Source organism: Bacillus sp. ISL-75 (assembly GCF_018613095.1).
In genome coordinates this window covers 167558-183874 of the sequence record NZ_JAGGQX010000062.1, presented here as the reverse complement: position 1 = coordinate 183874, position 16317 = coordinate 167558, and the positions used below count along the sequence as shown (strand labels likewise).

11 protein-coding genes and 2 pseudogenes are annotated in these 16317 nt (G+C 38.5%); 2 read left to right on the top strand and 11 right to left on the bottom strand.

The window, feature by feature from the left end:
• Window positions 1-476 precede the first annotated feature (476 nt).
• Window positions 477-1247, bottom strand: coding sequence for a DeoR/GlpR family DNA-binding transcription regulator (locus J7E63_RS23910; RefSeq protein WP_215017083.1), 771 nt, complete (start codon window positions 1245-1247; stop codon window positions 477-479).
• Window positions 1248-1548: 301 nt separating this feature from the next.
• On the opposite strand from J7E63_RS23910, the pseudogene J7E63_RS23905 reads away from it, so the two are divergent.
• Window positions 1549-2631 (top strand): annotated as a pseudogene (locus J7E63_RS23905) (transposase); the annotation flags it as partial.
• A gap of 82 nt (window positions 2632-2713) precedes the next feature.
• On the opposite strand, the pseudogene J7E63_RS23900 reads toward J7E63_RS23905, so the two are convergent.
• From J7E63_RS23900 to J7E63_RS23865, 8 genes and pseudogenes are all read right to left on the bottom strand, one after another.
• A pseudogene (locus J7E63_RS23900) lies at window positions 2714-2827 on the bottom strand (helix-turn-helix domain-containing protein); the annotation flags it as partial.
• Window positions 2828-2958: 131 nt separating this feature from the next.
• Window positions 2959-4098 carry a Gfo/Idh/MocA family protein gene (locus J7E63_RS23895; protein WP_215017081.1) on the bottom strand — a complete coding sequence of 380 codons (1140 nt, stop codon included), beginning with the start codon at window positions 4096-4098 and terminating at the stop codon, window positions 2959-2961.
• A 54-nt stretch (window positions 4099-4152) separates the two neighbouring features.
• Window positions 4153-5139: a carbohydrate kinase family protein gene (locus tag J7E63_RS23890; RefSeq protein ID WP_215017078.1), complete on the bottom strand. Its 987-nt coding sequence runs from the start codon at window positions 5137-5139 to the stop codon at window positions 4153-4155.
• Window positions 5140-5288: 149 nt separating this feature from the next.
• The gene (locus J7E63_RS23885) at window positions 5289-9095 is read right to left on the bottom strand and encodes a GH32 C-terminal domain-containing protein (RefSeq protein ID WP_215017076.1); all 3807 of its coding nucleotides are present in this window, start codon (window positions 9093-9095) and stop codon (window positions 5289-5291) included.
• Window positions 9096-9166: 71 nt separating this feature from the next.
• The gene (locus tag J7E63_RS23880) at window positions 9167-10636 is read right to left on the bottom strand and encodes a glycoside hydrolase family 32 protein (protein ID WP_251033707.1); all 1470 of its coding nucleotides are present in this window, start codon (window positions 10634-10636) and stop codon (window positions 9167-9169) included.
• Between the two features lie 96 nt (window positions 10637-10732).
• On the bottom strand, window positions 10733-12349 hold the full coding sequence (locus J7E63_RS23875) for an ABC transporter substrate-binding protein (RefSeq protein ID WP_215017073.1): 1617 nt from the start codon (window positions 12347-12349) through the stop codon (window positions 10733-10735).
• A gap of 61 nt (window positions 12350-12410) precedes the next feature.
• The gene (locus J7E63_RS23870; RefSeq protein ID WP_088085655.1) at window positions 12411-13292 is read right to left on the bottom strand and encodes a carbohydrate ABC transporter permease; all 882 of its coding nucleotides are present in this window, start codon (window positions 13290-13292) and stop codon (window positions 12411-12413) included.
• Window positions 13293-13310: 18 nt separating this feature from the next.
• On the bottom strand, window positions 13311-14246 hold the full coding sequence (locus J7E63_RS23865; RefSeq protein ID WP_308162000.1) for an ABC transporter permease: 936 nt from the start codon (window positions 14244-14246) through the stop codon (window positions 13311-13313).
• 268 nt (window positions 14247-14514) lie between these two features.
• Between J7E63_RS23865 and J7E63_RS23860 the strand changes: the two genes are divergently transcribed.
• A complete protein-coding gene (locus J7E63_RS23860; protein ID WP_215017069.1) occupies window positions 14515-15420 on the top strand; it encodes a nuclease-related domain-containing protein in 906 nt (301 codons plus the stop codon).
• 168 nt (window positions 15421-15588) lie between these two features.
• Here the strand turns inward: J7E63_RS23860 and J7E63_RS23855 are convergent, their stop codons facing one another.
• Both J7E63_RS23855 and J7E63_RS23850 read right to left on the bottom strand, forming a co-directional pair.
• Window positions 15589-15807, bottom strand: coding sequence for a hypothetical protein (locus tag J7E63_RS23855; RefSeq protein WP_215017067.1), 219 nt, complete (start codon window positions 15805-15807; stop codon window positions 15589-15591).
• 98 nt (window positions 15808-15905) lie between these two features.
• Window positions 15906-16292 (bottom strand): glyoxalase superfamily protein, encoded by a 387-nt coding sequence (locus J7E63_RS23850; protein ID WP_215017065.1) that lies wholly within the window; start codon window positions 16290-16292, stop codon window positions 15906-15908.
• Window positions 16293-16317: the final 25 nt, after the last annotated feature.

Genomic DNA, 16317 nt, shown 5'->3' with positions numbered 1-16317 from the left:
ACTCAGCGGAAACGTTTCCAATTCTTTGCTTACTTTTTGTACATAGCTTTTTTCATTTTCCTTTCTCCCTTTTTTTCTTTTAATAGTTCCCCTTGCCTCTTCTTGCTCATTTTTGGACACTCAGCGGAAACGTTTCCAATTCTTTGCTTACTTTTTGTACATAGCTTTTTTCATTTTCCTTTCTCCCTTTTTTTCTTTTAATAGTTCCCCTTGCCTCTTCTTTTTCATTTTTGGACACTCAGCGGAAACGTTTCCAATTCTTTGCTTACTTTTAATCATTTGATCATCATATACCTTGGTATTTGATGATCAAATGTGATTATTTATGATTATAATTGATGAATTTGTAAATTACAATGCTTTTTTATTAATTTTTTCCATCAAGTACACTTAATTCCATTAATGGTTTATTTAACAAATAAAAAACCATATAAAGCTATTTCAGCTTTATATGGTTTAAAAATAGTCAACATACACTATGGACAAACGACATACACATCAATCCCAATTTCTCTAAGTTTCTCCACAAAGGAATCAGGAACACCAGCATCGATAATACATTTATCCACCTCATGAATGTCAGCAAATTTTGCAAAAGCCGCTTTCCCAGCTTTGCTGTGATCTGCCAACAAGATCACTTGTTTTGCAATTTGAATCATTTTCCTCTTCGTTGCCGCCTCAGTAAGATTAGGAGTTGTTAGCCCCTCTTCCGCCTCAATCCCGTTCGTCGCAATAAAAGCCTTATCTACTCTCATCATTGATAATCCCGCTTCGGTAAGCGGACCTACTAGGGCACACATCTCTTTTCGTAAATCCCCCCCTACTATCACAACATCAATTCCTTGAACATCCTGCAACTCTTGAGCAAAAACAAGTGAATTGGTCACTACTGTCAGCTTTGAAAAAGCCCGCAGTTCCTTAACAAGCTGGAAGGTTGTTGTCCCTGCATCAAGCAAAATTGTATCGCCTTCTTCAATAAATTCCAGTGCTTTTCTGGCAATCGCTTTCTTCTCCTCTTGAAACTTATCTTCCTTTTCATTAAATGTTGGTTCAAAGTTGACATTTTGGAGAGCAATAGCTCCCCCATGCGTTCTTCTCAATAGCTTTTCTTCCTCTAGCTCCTTTAAATCTCTGCGCACTGTGGATTCTGATACTTCAAAAAATTGACTCAGCTCTTGAACAGACGCTCTTGAATTTCCTTGAATGTAATCCTTGATTTCCCTTTTCCGCTCTTCGGCATATAACATGAAACATTACACCTCTGTATAATATACTTTTTCTTTCTACCACATCGCATGAAGGCGTTTTCAATGAACGCATTTTTAAGTATACTGCATAATTAAAAGGTTTTGTTTACAAAATTTCATATCTTACTTTTTTTCTACTTAACCATTTGCACATATTAGGGTAGCGCCGTCAAGACCCCATATCCATCAACCTAAAAAAAGAAAACACCCTATGCCTATCAAGCCAAGAAAACAGGGCACCCCCAAAACGATAAAATGACCTTCTTTGTTACAAGAAGGTCTAAAATTTCGTTCCGGGGGTGTCGACTTCTCCTTTGTTTACGATGAACTAAAGAGGAATTATTGTCTTGATAATGGCCGGAATGTCATTGATCCAATTCCTATGTTTAAATATTTTATTGTTAAAAACCATCCATGACCTTTCCGATGTGGATATTGTAGAGCGTTCAAAATATACCATGTCCTTCAAGTATTTTCTGGACATGGCACCTGAAGAGCCAGTAATTGATCCCAGCTCCCTAACCAAATTCCGAAAACTTAGGCTCAAAGATGTTAATCTTCTTGACCTCCTTATCAATAAGACAGTGGAAATTGCAATTGAAAAAGAGATTATTAAGAGTAAATCCATTATTGTCGATGCAACCCATTCAAGAGCCCGCTATAACCAGATGACACCGAAAGAAGTGCTGATGGAACGTTCTAAAAAGTTGAGGAAGGCAGTATATCAGGTTAATGAAGCCATGAAAAAAAGGTTTCCGACTAAAACTAATACAGATGTGCTTGAGGACGAAATTGCCTATTCTCAAGAGTTAATCCAAGTTATAGAGAAGGAAGAGATCCTCCTTCAGTACCCAAAGGTAAAGGAACACCTGAATCTTTTACGAGAAACTATTGAAGACGATATAGCGCGCCTTCAGAGTTTAAAAGACCCAGATGCCAAGGTAGGACATAAAACTGCCGACTCTGCTTTTTTTGAATATAAGACACATTTGGCAATGAGTGAGGAAAGAATTATTACTGCAGCTGTCATTACTTCTGGAGAAAAAAATGATGGCAAACAACTTCAAACGCTCATTGAAAAAAGTGAGAATGCAGGCGTAAAAGTTGAGACAGTTATGGTGATGCCGCTTATTCTGAGAAGGATAATATCATTTACACGACAGGGAATAATATTAAATTGGTAGCCAAATTAAATCCAAATATCACTCAAGGAATTCGACAAAAGGAAGACGAATTTGATTTTAATAAAGATGCTGGTATGTATGTTTGTAAGGCAGGACATATGGCAATACGGAAAGCAAAAAATAAAAGATCAAATGAGAAAAAAAATCCACGTGTAACCTATTACTTTGATATTGAGAAATGTAAAATTTGCCCTTTTAGGCCTAGTCACAGGGTTACTGCTCTAGTCCGTCAGATTATTTACATAAAATGTAATTCATCATAACAAGCTCAAATTGGCAGCCCTACTGTACTTTGTCCAAATACCTATACAGTGAGGTTTTACTGATTCCAGTCGCTGCTGTAATTTCCTTAATGGTATAGTCCTTACTCTTATACATTTTAACGGCCATTTCTACCGCATATACCCCCATACCCAACGTATACTATGCATGTATTTACATCTCCTTCCTATAGTTCATAAAAACTAAAGTGAAAAGCCCTCCTTTAATTAAGAAAGGGCTGTACCTAATTTACTAACCTATTTCTTTTATCTTAATCCTTTAAGTTCCGGTGTTAAGATTGATTTCATCTCTTCCAGAACGGTATCTTCATAGGCATGTTTTTTCCCATTAAGTATGTCTTGAACTTTAACGGGCTGGCCGATTGTTGCAGATTCAAGAGCAGCAAATACAACTCCTAATGCTTCCAGGCCTCTCATCGCACTCGAAATAGGTGTTTTATTTTCAGCAATGGCTTCCCATAATTCTACATAGGAATGGGCGAATGGATGTTCAACGATATTCGGGGCAAACCGCTCAATCAATTCCGGGATCAGAATTTTTTTCCCATCTTCAAGTGTTGCATGAAGCCCAGGGCGAAGGCATCCCTTACTTCCATAAATCCACACACCTCCGGTCCCTTCACCATGGGCTGATGTAGCACACATCCAATGACCGAGTCCTCCATTTGTAAACTTGAAGACCGTAACGGCCGTGTCTTCTCCCGTAGGTTTGACCGTAACATTCCCATTACTTAATTCTTTTTCAAAAATTTCCGTATAGGCAAAAACTTCATCAATCGAACCATTAATCTCAGTAAAAAAGTGAGTTCTATGAACTCCATGATCATTGATCCAGCCCGCCCCTGCTTGACCTTTCATATGCCGCCAAGGTGTACCGGCGAAAAATCCGCGATGCAATGTAACAGTTGCATAATCGATAATGAAAGATACACGACCGATCAGACCTTCTTTTACTGCCTTCGCGATTGCAACATTTTCGGCCCCTAGTACACTTGGTTCAGATAGCGTTAATACTCGATTATACTTCTTAGCATCAGCGATCATTTTTCGGCCCAAGGAAGGAGAAATCGAAAGCGGCTTTTGCATTTGTACATGAACCCCTGATACAAAGCAATCTTCAGCAACTGAATGATGCAAGTCGTGATTTATCAAAACAGACACAGCATCTAATTGTTCTTTCTCTAACATCACTCGATAATCTGTATATACAGCTGGATGTTTGCCTACCCGTTTTTCTACCTCTAAAGCAAAATTTTCAGCTCTTTCCTGGTCAATGTCACAAACTGCTGTCAATTCAAATGTTTCTAGCCCTTTTCTCTTTAACTCTTCTAGGCCTTCAACATGTGCAATGGCAATAACACCACACCCGATAAAACCTAGTTTCATAGAATTCACTCCCCTTTTAATGATTTATAAATTTTTCATAGACATTGGACTAATTTAATAACTATTTATCAACTTATCCTTAAAACCGATTACTTCCTCATGGGTCGGTATGGCAGAAATAGCGCCTACTTTTGTACAAACCATTGCTCCCACTTTATTACTAAAGAAAATGATTTGTTTCAGTTGTTCGAAGTCTTTTAAAACTCTCTTTGGTTCTGTTGCTCTAGCCAACTGGTAAAGTGTTGCGCCTACGAATGCATCACCCGCACCGGTAGAATCGATAGAATCTACTTTTATACTTGGAACCATCTCCATATTTTGCCCATTAGAAATCATCGTTCCTTCTTTTCCTAAAGTAACCGCAACGACTAATGCTCCCAGTTGATGTAGAACTTCGATTCCATCACTTAAATCGTTCATGCCAGAGATAATTTTTAATTCCTCATCGCTTACTTTTACAAAATCAGCGATAGCGATTCCCTTTTGCGCTAACTCTACAAATTGGTCTCTTCTCCCTTTCCAAAGGTCAATTCGATAGTTAGGGTCAAATGAGATAAATTTACCTTCGTCCTTTGCTTCCTGCATGACATGTAAATAAGTCGATTGAAAGGGATCATTTAATAAAGCGGTCGCTGAACCAAAGTGTAGAATACTCGATTCTATTATTTTTTCTTTATCAAGCTCGTCTTCAGTTAAAAAAGCATCTGCCCCGCGATTAAATACGAAGTCTCTTTCTCCATTTGCTTTCAATGAAACAAAAGCTAGAGTTGTAGGATGCTCATTATCTAGTACAAGCATAGAGGTATCGACATTCACTTCTTCTAATATATTTTTTAAAAAATGACCAAACGGATCATTTCCAACTTTTCCACTGAATAGAGCACTGCCCCCTAATTTCACAATCGCAGCACAAACATTAGCAGGCGCTCCCCCTGCCTGTTTTTCAAAATTTTGACCTTCTACTAAATCAATATCTATATCGGTACAGAAAAAATCGATTAATATTTCTCCAATACAAATGACTGATGAATTGTTTTTCATTTTAGCTCAACCGTCCTTTCAAATTGTTCTATATAGTAACTTGTTCATGGCCTTGCAAAAACAAAGCTCTAACCTTTGATTAGAGCTCCGCCGAAAAATAAAATTACTTATCACTGGAAGTTAACGATAATTTGCGTTTTTTTACTTCTTTATTTTATATCAGACGAAAGTGTCCACTGCTGACGCTCTAGTTTCAGATTCAAATCATTAAGTGTCAAAATTCCCTCTCCCGATATTTCAAGTGCCTTGCCATTATGAACAGAAGTGATTCTTACAGTTCCATTATCATTTTTGGTAATTATCCAGCGCTGATTATTATAGCCAAGATAGTTGTACAGCTGAATTTTATTTTGCCCTGTATCCAGATCTATAGCTTTGCCGGCCTCTGTACGTATGGAATAAGAACCATAATCATCACCTGTCGGAATCAAAGTCCAGTTTGTAGCTTTGTCTGCGTCAGCTACGGTCACAGGCTCACCGTTTTGAGAATTAGCAGTATAAATCGCTTTACCTGTTGCTATATTCGTAAAGCTTGTTACGGTTAAGTTTGCTTCTGACATATTGCTGACATTGACATTCTGATAGTAAGCTTGACCTCCAAAGACATTTAAACCAAAATGGCCTTCAGCAAAGGTTCCATCCTGTAAATCCATGATTTTTTGACCATCCACATAAATCTGAATGTGAGGACCCTTTGCTTCGATTTTCACCTTATATGTCTTACTTGGTTGAATAAAGGCATGCACTTTCGCAATGACCATACGGTCCACGAAGAGACCGTCAATCTTGTAAAAAAGGCGAAAAGCCTTCATGGTCGGATCAAGATTGAAGTAATAGCCGCTTCTACCGTCTTCACTTGCCCGGAACAGAATGGAACCTGCTCCTCCCGATTGTCCCAGTATCATATCTGCTTCATAAGTAAAGTCTCCTGCCGTTTCCTTGGCCATATAGTTTGCATCACTTGTATACGTACCACGGATTCCATTTTCTGTGATGGTCCATTGGGAGGCAGAAAGATCTGCTTTCCATCCAGTGAGATTAGAATAGATTTCACCATCATACACTCTAACAACTACACTTGCTGATGCCTTTCCATTTGCTGCAGAAGCTGTAATAATTGCTTCTCCTTTGCTTCCTGCTTTAAGTACTGCATTGGAGTTAGTGAAGGAGTCAACCCCCACTACATTCGAATCACTAGATGTCCATTTAATTGGCTGAGTTCGCTTTCCTTTTCGGTTCTCCGCGGAAGCAAACAACGTTAGAGCATCGCCAATATTCATCTCTCTTTGATTTGTATCCATTATAATTCTTGTATCCTCATCTGCATTTTGATTCCAAGTATTTGCTAGCGAATGTACCTTTAATGATACAACATTTACATCTCCCCCCTTGGTGAAGAAGTTCATACTGCGACTTGAAGGATCCGGGAAAATAACATCAGAAAAAACAACTTTTCCATCATTAGCAAATACTTCAATGGACGAATCGTCTACAAATATATTCATTTTGATACGTTTATTATCCGGTTTTAAAGAAGCTTCATGTAAAGTGGAAAAAAGGCTGGAGAAATCCTTCTCTCCTGACTCAGCACGATCTACAAATATTTGATTATCTGCTGTTTTGTAGCCCACGACTGTTTTTTGGTCAGCCCCTTCACGAACATGAAAACCAAATTCGGTTAATTTGCTGGTAGAAGGAATTTCAATCTCCGCTTCTATTTCAAATGCTCCTGAAGAGATTCCCTTCAACAAGTTGGAGGCATTAGTCGGATTGACTAACTTGTTCTGTGTCTGGAAAATGGTACTGCGAATCGACTGTAGTTCCTTAATAGGAGCTTGTGCAAGTCTTATCCCTTGATCTGTTTTCACCAATCTTAATTCTCTCGGAATAGTCAGTTCTCCCTTCCAGCCCATAGTTGGAAAAGCGAATGGATAATCCCAGTTGGTCATCCATGCCATTATCACACGACGGTTATCCGGCATATTGGCGAAGGACATAGATGCGTAGAACTCCTTCCCGTAATCCGTTTTCAGTACTTTACCTGCTGTATTGTCATTGACAAATTTACCATCAGCTGTCAAATGCCCTACAAAATACTCCGCATCGGATCCCTGCGTCTTTGGATTTGCACCTGTACTAATCATCAAAACCCATTTTTTCTCTTCCGTACCGTCTACCTGAAGTTCGAAGAGATCAGGGCATTCCCATACACCGCCACGAACATAATTTCCATAACCAAAATTATCAGTAAGCTTCCAATCAATTAGGTTAGTAGAAGTAAAGAAGCGAATGTGATCTCCTCCAGATACAACCATGACCCATCGATTGTTTGCCTCATCTCGGACAACTTTAGGATCACGGAAGTCCCAGCCGCCTGGATTTTCTCCATTCTTGCCCGGATTCTCAATGACAATTGGGTGCTCCGTTGAATATTCCCAAGTACGTCCCTGATCAGTACTGTAGGCAAGACCAATCCGCTGATTACCATTTGTTCCATCCGGATTAAAGGTAGTGTAGTAGGCAATAAGCCCTTTACCACCAGAATTGGTGAATAAACCGGAAGCATTTTTTAGATCTGCTACAGCTGAACCAGACCAAACATGCCCGTAATCATTCCATGGCAAAGCAATAGGGAGACGGTTCCAATTCACCATATCCTTACTTACTGCATGAGCCCAAGTCCCCCCATCTTGATGAAATAAATGATACTCGCCTTCAAAGTAGACGAGCCCATTCGGATCACTTACAGAGCCTCGAGCTGGAGTATAATGATAATCTGGTCGATATTTTTCTTTGTAATAGCTGGATGATGGAACAAGATAAATATCCTGGAAGTAAGCAGAACCTGATGTTACAGAAAATCCGGCAAATCCAGTACTGTAACTCATATCCGCCACTTTTACAGCTGCCTCAGAATATCCATCAACATAAAGTTCGATTTGATTACCGTTTGTTATAATTTCAAGATGGTGTTTGGCACCTTTTTCGGTTATATAGGTGCGGTCAGATGTTTTGAGCACAGTACCGTCCGCCTTCTCCAAATGTGCTTTGACAGTACTTCCTTTTTTCATAAGCACGGCCTGGTAACCAGTTGTTCCTTGTTCATTGGTACGAAATGAAATTGCTGCTTCCGATGGATCTTGATCAAAAGAAATATTTCCTTCAAGCACAAAGTCGCTTGCACTCTTATTGTAGATTTGCTTTGCTTTCACACCATCAACAGCAATTCCCTTCAGACCTTTGATTGCTGGTTCCCAGCTTCCTTCCTTATATAGGGAAGGGCCTAGATTTGCAGTGAGATCACTAACTTTTACATTTTGAAACAACGCTGCTCCATCCCATACATTAAGGCCAAGAAAACCCTTATAATATGTAGCATTATGGACATCAATAATAGGAGCATACTGATTCCCCCAATAAACTTTGATATGATCTCCAACCACCTTCACCTTCAGATGATAGATTCCTCCCTCTTGCAGGTTAACTTGGAATTCCTCTTTTAATTTCTTCTCGTCACGAGCATCACGAAGACGAATGATTCCCGCATTTGGAACGATTTGCAGCATGTACGAGTCCCAGCCATCTTCATTAGAACGGAATACTAGGGTGGCGTCCGCATTCATGTCTATTATTTTTACATCCGATTCATAAATAAAATCTTCAGAATTAACACTTGATATAGCCATTACATTCTCTTTAGGTTCTGAAGTAAGCAAAAGTCCCTGTTCTGTGTCTTCTAACGTGCCTTTCCCTTTAATTTGCCAGTCTGTCAGATTAGTAATTGCTTTGGATACACTTTCAATAATTGTCGCACCCTCCCGCGTTTCTTTACTTCCCGTTTCATTCGATTCGGTTGCCCAGCCTGTTGTAGGATCAACAAGAATCGTGCCCACGGAGGCAGAGATAAGTACGATGGACAAAAATACAGAAGTCCATTTTATCAAAGTTGGTTTCATCCTTTGCCCTCTCTTCCAAAAACAAGGCTCTAACCCAATTAATTCGATTAGAGCTTTGCCTAAAAATAAAGTTACTTCCCCCAAATGGAGTCTAGTTCTGTTAGTTTTAATGAAGACACTCGGATATTTCCTTCGTTTGAAAATAAAACAATTTTCTCATATGGTTGGTTTGGAAAGATTAAGCTAGTAAAAGCTACCTTTCCATCATTTGCAAATACCTCTATTGATGAAGTATCAATAATAATTTGCAGATTTTCCAATTTTACATAGGCTTCTTGTACAGCCGGGAAAGATTCTGAAAAACTATTATCTCCAGCTTTCGTCCGGTCGACTAGTAGCATTTCCTTTTCTGCATCATAACGAATCACTGTATTTACATCTTCAGAGTTTTGAAAAACAATACCAAAAGAATTTGAAGTTTGGTTTTCAAGTTGAATGCTCACTTCCATTAATGGACTGAACATGTTAAAGATTGCAGGTTGGTTTGCTTCAACCGTAAGGTCTTGATAAACCTCTGAACTTTTTCGAATTGTCTCGATTTCCGCTGCCACTTTTTGTTTCAAGCGAACTCCAGCCTCGTTGGAAGCTAACGATAATACTCTTGGCAATGTCATCGCACTACGCCAGTCCTCCGTTGGAACCTGGTTGGCATAACGCCAGTTACTCATCCAGCCAATATAAATTCTTCTTCCATCTTCAGCCGGGATATCAGACCAACTTACGCCTGCATAATTATCTCGGCCATAATCCATCCAAAGAATCGTCTCATCTGAATTGTCATTTACAAAGGTAGTTCCATCAAACTGACCAATAAAATACTGGGTCCTTGACCCTTCTTTGAACTCATGGTTATCACCAATGCTGACAAGCAGGACCCATTTTTGGATGCTTTCATCACCATCGACAGGCAATTGAAACAGGTCAGGGCATTCCCAAACGCCATCATGTGACCCAGAATTATTTCCAAATTCACTAGCAAACTCCCAATCTTTTAGGTTTGGAGAGGTGTATATGGTGATGGATTGTCCAGTCGCTAACACCATTACCCATTTATTCGTTTCTTCATGCCAAAAAACCTTTGGATCACGATAATCGGTAATGTTTACATCAGAAAGTACGGGATTTCCTTCGAATTTGGTCCATGTTCTTCCATTGTCGGTACTATAAGCAAGACTTTGACGCTGACGCGGCCTGTCGGAATCTGGATAGTTATCCGCACTTGTATAAATGGCAACCAACCCAGGTCCATTCTGGAATAATCCTGATGTATTATTCCAATCCACTACTGCACTTCCAGAGAAAATTTCACCATGCTCATCTGGAAATAGCGCAATCGGCAGCTGTTCCCAATGAATTAGATTTTTACTAACCGCATGCCCCCAGTGCATTGGGCCCCATGTGGTCCCAAATGGGTGGTATTGATAAAAAAGGTGATACTCATTATTAAAAAAGACCATTCCATTCGGGTCGTTCATCCATTTTTCTTCAGGTGAAAAATGAAACTGCTGACGATATTTTTCTTTATATAGTTGTTTCATCATTTGTCGCTCCTTTTGGTATTTAGATAATGGAATATACCTATTATTTCGAAACAAGGCTGTACGTACTGCCTGTACTGTACAGCCTCAGCCAACCGTTTATTTTGTGTTCCTGTCGTATCCTGCTTGTTTAATCTTTAACCACTCTTGTAATCCTAAGCGGTCTAATTCTTTCAAATATCCATCCCATTCTTTTTCCACTTTTCCATTTTGAATCCATTCGGCCCGTTTTCTCATAACGAAAGCAAACATATCCGTTTCAATTGTTGTAAGTTTATCGCTATCTTCTAATGAGAAGAATACTCTTGGATAAATATTTTCTGCAGTCATATGAGGAGTCATAACATCCTTCATTAATCCTAATCTCCATGCAGCATCATCTGGTTTTGTGGTAACTTTTCCATAATACTCATCTAAAATCGCTAATGGTCCGCCGATATTTGTTTTTTGTCTTAATTCCACTGGTGCTGTACCTGATAAAGGTAAATGTTTTAGCATTCCTGCTGCTTCATCTAATTCAAAGATATTTTGTTGAGTTTTATCACCATACGTACCCCAGTTATCTTGAACTGATTGTTTTGGTTCATATAATTGATCAATCCATTTTGCAGTCAGTTCAATGTTCTTATCCGAACTTGTGATAACCATTCTGCCTCTATCAAATCCCATTCCATTGGTTCTGGCTACATTCACTTGGCCATCTGGACCAGCAAGCGGCTTCATTAGGTCATATTTGTCATTCATTCCAGTAATATTGGCTTTATCCCAAGTGAAATATAAACCATAGCGATTATCTTTGCCTTTTGCTAAATACGTGTTCCAATCTTGTTCAAACGCTTCAACATCGATTAGGCCTTCTTTATATAACTCATTGAGAAATTTAATACCTTCTTTATATCCTTTATCTGATGCTGTAAACGTAACTTTACCATCATTGCTTACAACCGTATGATCCCAGTTTTCACCTAGGCCAAACGATCCAAATAAGAATGCTAAGTCTTCCCCGCCTGCTTGCTTACCAATAAACGACATTGGGATTTCATCCGCTTTTCCGTTGCCATTGGGATCTTTTGTTTTAAAGGCAATCAATACTTGCTTTAATTCTTCTGTGTTTGTCGGCATTTTTAACCCTAATTTATTTAACCATTCCACATTGATCCATGGGAAATCATCAACCGAGTGAATACTTTCTTTTCCTGAACCTAACTCCTCAATCCATGGGAAAGAGTAAATATGTCCATCAGGAGCAGTCATCATTGCTTTATATTCAGGTGCTGCTTCCAAAACCTTTTGCAGGTTAGGCATGTACTTCTCTATTAAATCTTCCACAGGAACAATCGCACCATCTTTTGCAAGTTTTAATAGATCATGGTCATTAAAACCTGCATCGAGGATGGCATCTGGCAGATCACCGCTTGCCATTGCCAGGTTTCTTTTTTCAATAAAAGCATCGGAGGTATAGTTTTTCCACTTAATATGAACGCCCGACTGCTCTTCTAACCGCTTATAAATTAATTTTTTATTAGGGTCAGCTGGAGCTAATGGCGAGCTTTGTGTCATAAAGTTCAATGTCACTTTTTCCTTTAAAGGGAAAGAAACATCCTTTAATTTATACTCTTTTGATGATGCAGTTTCACTTTTGCCACTGTTACTACAGCCTGAAACTAGTAATATCGTAGCAAGTGATGCAGCCATAACTTTTTTTACATTTTTCATATCATTACCCTCCTAAATATTGTGTGTAAGCATTTACAATAAAATCTATTAAATTGGCTCATTATTTCAATGAACCCACCATGACACCTTTTTCAAAGTACTTTTGGAAAAACGGATACATGATAATAAGCGGAAGACTAGAAATAACAATCGATGAGTATTTGATCATTTCTGAAAGCTTTTTAAGTTCAGCCATAGCCTGCTGATCACTAATCATTCCTGGTCCAGTTTGATTTTGAATCAATATTGACCTCAAAACTAACTGTAATGGGTGCAATTTCGGATCCTCGAGATAAATCATCGCATCAAAATAAGAGTTCCATTGACCAACAAATGCATACATTGCTAGGACGAAAATGATAGGTTTGGAAAGTGGCATAACGATTTTGAAGAAGATTAGTAGATCGGATGCTCCATCCACCTTTGCTGCTTCATGTAATTCATAAGGAATACTTTTAAAATAAGTCCTTGCTAGGATAATATTCCAAACATTCACGGCTCCTGGTATTAAAATCGCCCATGGGGTGTTTAACATTCCGAGATCTTTTACAACCAGGTAGGTTGGGATAAGTCCACCTCCAAAGAAGATGGTGATAATAAATAGTGTCATAAAGAAATTTTTTCCGACAAAGCCATTTACCGATAATGGATAGGCAGCAAAAATACAAACCACAACGGTTATAACGGCAAATCCTACTGAATAAAGAATAGAATTGATAAAGCCATGGACCATCGCATCATTGGATAAAATCAACTGATATCCTTTAAAACTCCAATCTGAAAAATTGAACGAAATCCCTTTATTTAATAACACTGTTGGATCCATAAATGACGCAAGAACGACATATACCAAGGGAACTAACACGATTAATACGGCTAAGCATAGAAAGATATTATTAAAGCCTAATATGATTCGGTCTATGCGGGTGTGCTTTATATTCATATCAAGACTCCTTTCTCGTTAATATAAACCTTCACCTTCGTTTAACTTCTTAACGATTTTATTAACTACGATTAACAAGATTACGTTAATGACTGAATTAAACAGGCCAACAGCTGTTGAATAAGCATAGTCGCCGGACTGCAAACCTACTTTATACACATAAGTTGGCAGAATTTCGGAAGAAGGCAAATTCATTGCGGTTTGCATTAAATATGCTTTTTCAAATCCAATCGACATAATCCCTCCAGCAGCCAGAATAAATGTTACTGCCATTAATGGTTTCAATGTCGGTAAATCGATGTGAATCATTCTTTGAAGAATATTTGCTCCATCAATCGTTGCTGCATTGTGTAATTCAGGGTCAACATTCGATAAAGCCGCCACGTAGATAATCGATGACCAGCCTGCCGCCTGCCAAATACCAGAGATAATATAGATTGATCGGAAATAATCTGGATTTGACATGAACATAAGCGGCTTTCCAGTTATGAAGCTAACCAGTTGATTGATAGGGCCTGTTGGTGATAAGAAAATAAACACCATACCAACAATTACAACCACAGAAATAAAATTTGGTGCATAGAGCACGAGTTGAATATTTTTTTTAATGGCGGCCCTTCGTAGTTGATTAAGCATTAATGAAAGGATGATAGGGACTGGGAACCCAATAATTAAGCCAAAAAAACTGAGTTTAAGCGTATTCATAAAAATGTCAGTAAAGTTAGGTGAAGATAAGAATTTGGTGAAATTATCAAATCCGACCCAATCACTTCCTAAAATACCTTTGATGGTACTAAAATCTTTAAAGGCAATAATGGCTCCATACATGGGGATATATTTAAAAATGATTGTTAAAATGACAGCTGGAGCAATCAGCAAATAAAGATGATAGTTTTTCTTGATATATTCCAATTTGCCTGTCAGTTTCGAAGCTGCTTTCTTTTCCGCTTGGATCTGTACAACTGGTTCCTTTTGGACATTTACTAATTCTTGCAAGCTCTTAACCTCCTATCAAATAGCTTTTTTCTTTATCTGGTTTTAACTTTAGCAAATTTGGAAAAGGAGAGAGTTTAATATCTTCGGAAATGGACGTTTAAAATTTTCGGTAGTTGAAAACGGTTCCATTTCTTTTCGGGAAAATTAACAAAGTATTCACGCATATCTTTTGTTTTTTTATTTATGATTAAGGTGGATTGTTAAAACATAGGAGAGGAAGTGGGAGATGCCTTTTAAAGCACGAACTGTCCCAGGTAAATTAATTATTCTAAGGATTTTAAACAAGAGAATGGATCAAACCGTTGACGAAAAAAAGTACTATTTATACCAAGAAAAAGGCTTTGAAGGTGAAGTTCAGTTTGATTTATTAACAGAAAAGATTCAGAGTGAGTGTTATATTTTAAATGATTTGCTGTTAAACGTTAACAACACAACCTTCCAACTTGATACCACTATCATTTTTCAAAAGAAAATTAGCTTTTTTGAAGTAAAAAATTATGAAGGCGATTACTGTTTTCGCAACGGCCGGTTCGAAACGCTGGCTGAAAAGGAAATTAAGAATCCACTGGATCAGTTGAGACGCAGCAAATCTTTGCTTCGCCAATTACTCCAAAAACACGGATATAATTTACCAATTGAGGGATATGTTGTTTATATAAACCCCCGGTTTACTTTATATCAAGCCCCCGTAAACGAACCCATAATTTATCCAACGCAGCTAGACGCACTTATGGAAAATTTAAATGCGCAACCGTCAAAACTAACAACCAAGCATAAAAAGATTGCTGAAAAACTAGTTTCGTTGCATCAAATGGACGCCTCATTTATTCAAGTACCGGCTTATAACTTTGATCAGGTGAAAAAGGGGATAACGTGTAAAGAATGCAGCTCGTTTTCGATGTTTGTCCAAGGAAAGAAAATAGTGTGTGGTGATTGTAGGTGCGAAGAGGTAGTTGAGTCTGCTGTTTTGCGCATGGTGGATGAAATCAAGCTCCTATTTCCGGATCGAAAGATAACCACCAATCTTGTTCACGAATGGTGTGTGCTGGTTGAATCTAAGAAAAGAATAAGCAGGATTCTAGAGAGAATCTTTAAAAGAGTAGGTGTTCGTAATTGGACTTTTTATGAGTGATCTTTAGAATCTCTATAATAGATATTTTTCCTGTTCCCTTGTGGAGTTTTGTCCTTCGGAGCTCTTACGATAGACATTTTCCCTGTTCCCTTGTGCGGTTTTGTCCTTCGGAACCCTTACGATAGACATTTTTCCTGTACCCTTGTGGAGTTTTGTCCTTCGGAGCCCTTACGATAGACATTTTTCCTGTTCCCTTGTGCGGTTTTGTCCTTCGGAACCTTCACGATAGACATTTTTCCTGTTCCTTGTGGAGTTTTGTCCTTCGAAGCCCTTACGATAGACATTTTCCCTGTTCCCTTGTGCGGTTTTGTCCTTCGGAACCTTCACGATAGACATTTTTCCTGTTCCTTGTGGAGTTTTGTCCTTCGGAGCCCTTACGATAGACATTTTCCCTGTTCCCTTGTACGGTTTTGTCCTTCGGAACCTAAATATTCAACAACAGGATCACTAAGGAGATCTTACAACAAAAAAACTCCTCTAGTATCTTAACTAGAGGAACTGCTCTCAAAAAATATTATTCTATTACCAAACGGGTCATGAATGCATAGTTCTTTGGTTTTCCATGGAGTTTCTTCGATACCAGGGCGGGCGTACTTATAATCCTTTAAAAGAAGCCGTGAATAAAATGACTCGATGTTCCCCACTTCAATCCTCACCGCTGCACCTGGACAGCAATCCCCGTGATGCTCAGAAAGATGAATAATACAATTTTGATAGGATATTTGCATATACAGTGGCATATTATCCTCAAACCGATGCTCCCAATCGATCACAAATCCCAAATAATCCATATAAAACTCTTTTGCCTTCGCTTCATCAAAAATACGAAGGATAGATGTGAGACCTTTCATGGTTATTTCAGATGTATTCATACTAATCCCTTCCCCTTGTCCCCAT

Bases quoted from the DNA above. Each gene is read 5' to 3' on its own strand.
- J7E63_RS23870 (WP_088085655.1), bottom strand. From the start codon at position 13,292: ATGAATATAAAGCACACCCGCATAGACCGAATCATATTAGGCTTTAAT.
- J7E63_RS23860 (WP_215017069.1), top strand. From the start codon at position 14,515: ATGCCTTTTAAAGCACGAACTGTCCCAGGTAAATTAATTATTCTAAGG.
- J7E63_RS23890 (WP_215017078.1), bottom strand. From the start codon at position 5,139: ATGAAAAACAATTCATCAGTCATTTGTATTGGAGAAATATTAATCGAT.
- J7E63_RS23855 (WP_215017067.1), bottom strand. From the start codon at position 15,807: ATGTCTATCGTAAGGGCTCCGAAGGACAAAACTCCACAAGGAACAGGA.
- J7E63_RS23895 (WP_215017081.1), bottom strand. From the start codon at position 4,098: ATGAAACTAGGTTTTATCGGGTGTGGTGTTATTGCCATTGCACATGTT.
- J7E63_RS23850 (WP_215017065.1), bottom strand. From the start codon at position 16,292: ATGAATACATCTGAAATAACCATGAAAGGTCTCACATCTATCCTTCGT.
- J7E63_RS23885 (WP_215017076.1), bottom strand. From the start codon at position 9,095: ATGAAACCAACTTTGATAAAATGGACTTCTGTATTTTTGTCCATCGTA.
- J7E63_RS23910 (WP_215017083.1), bottom strand. From the start codon at position 1,247: ATGTTATATGCCGAAGAGCGGAAAAGGGAAATCAAGGATTACATTCAA.
- J7E63_RS23875 (WP_215017073.1), bottom strand. From the start codon at position 12,349: ATGAAAAATGTAAAAAAAGTTATGGCTGCATCACTTGCTACGATATTA.
- J7E63_RS23880 (WP_251033707.1), bottom strand. From the start codon at position 10,636: ATGATGAAACAACTATATAAAGAAAAATATCGTCAGCAGTTTCATTTT.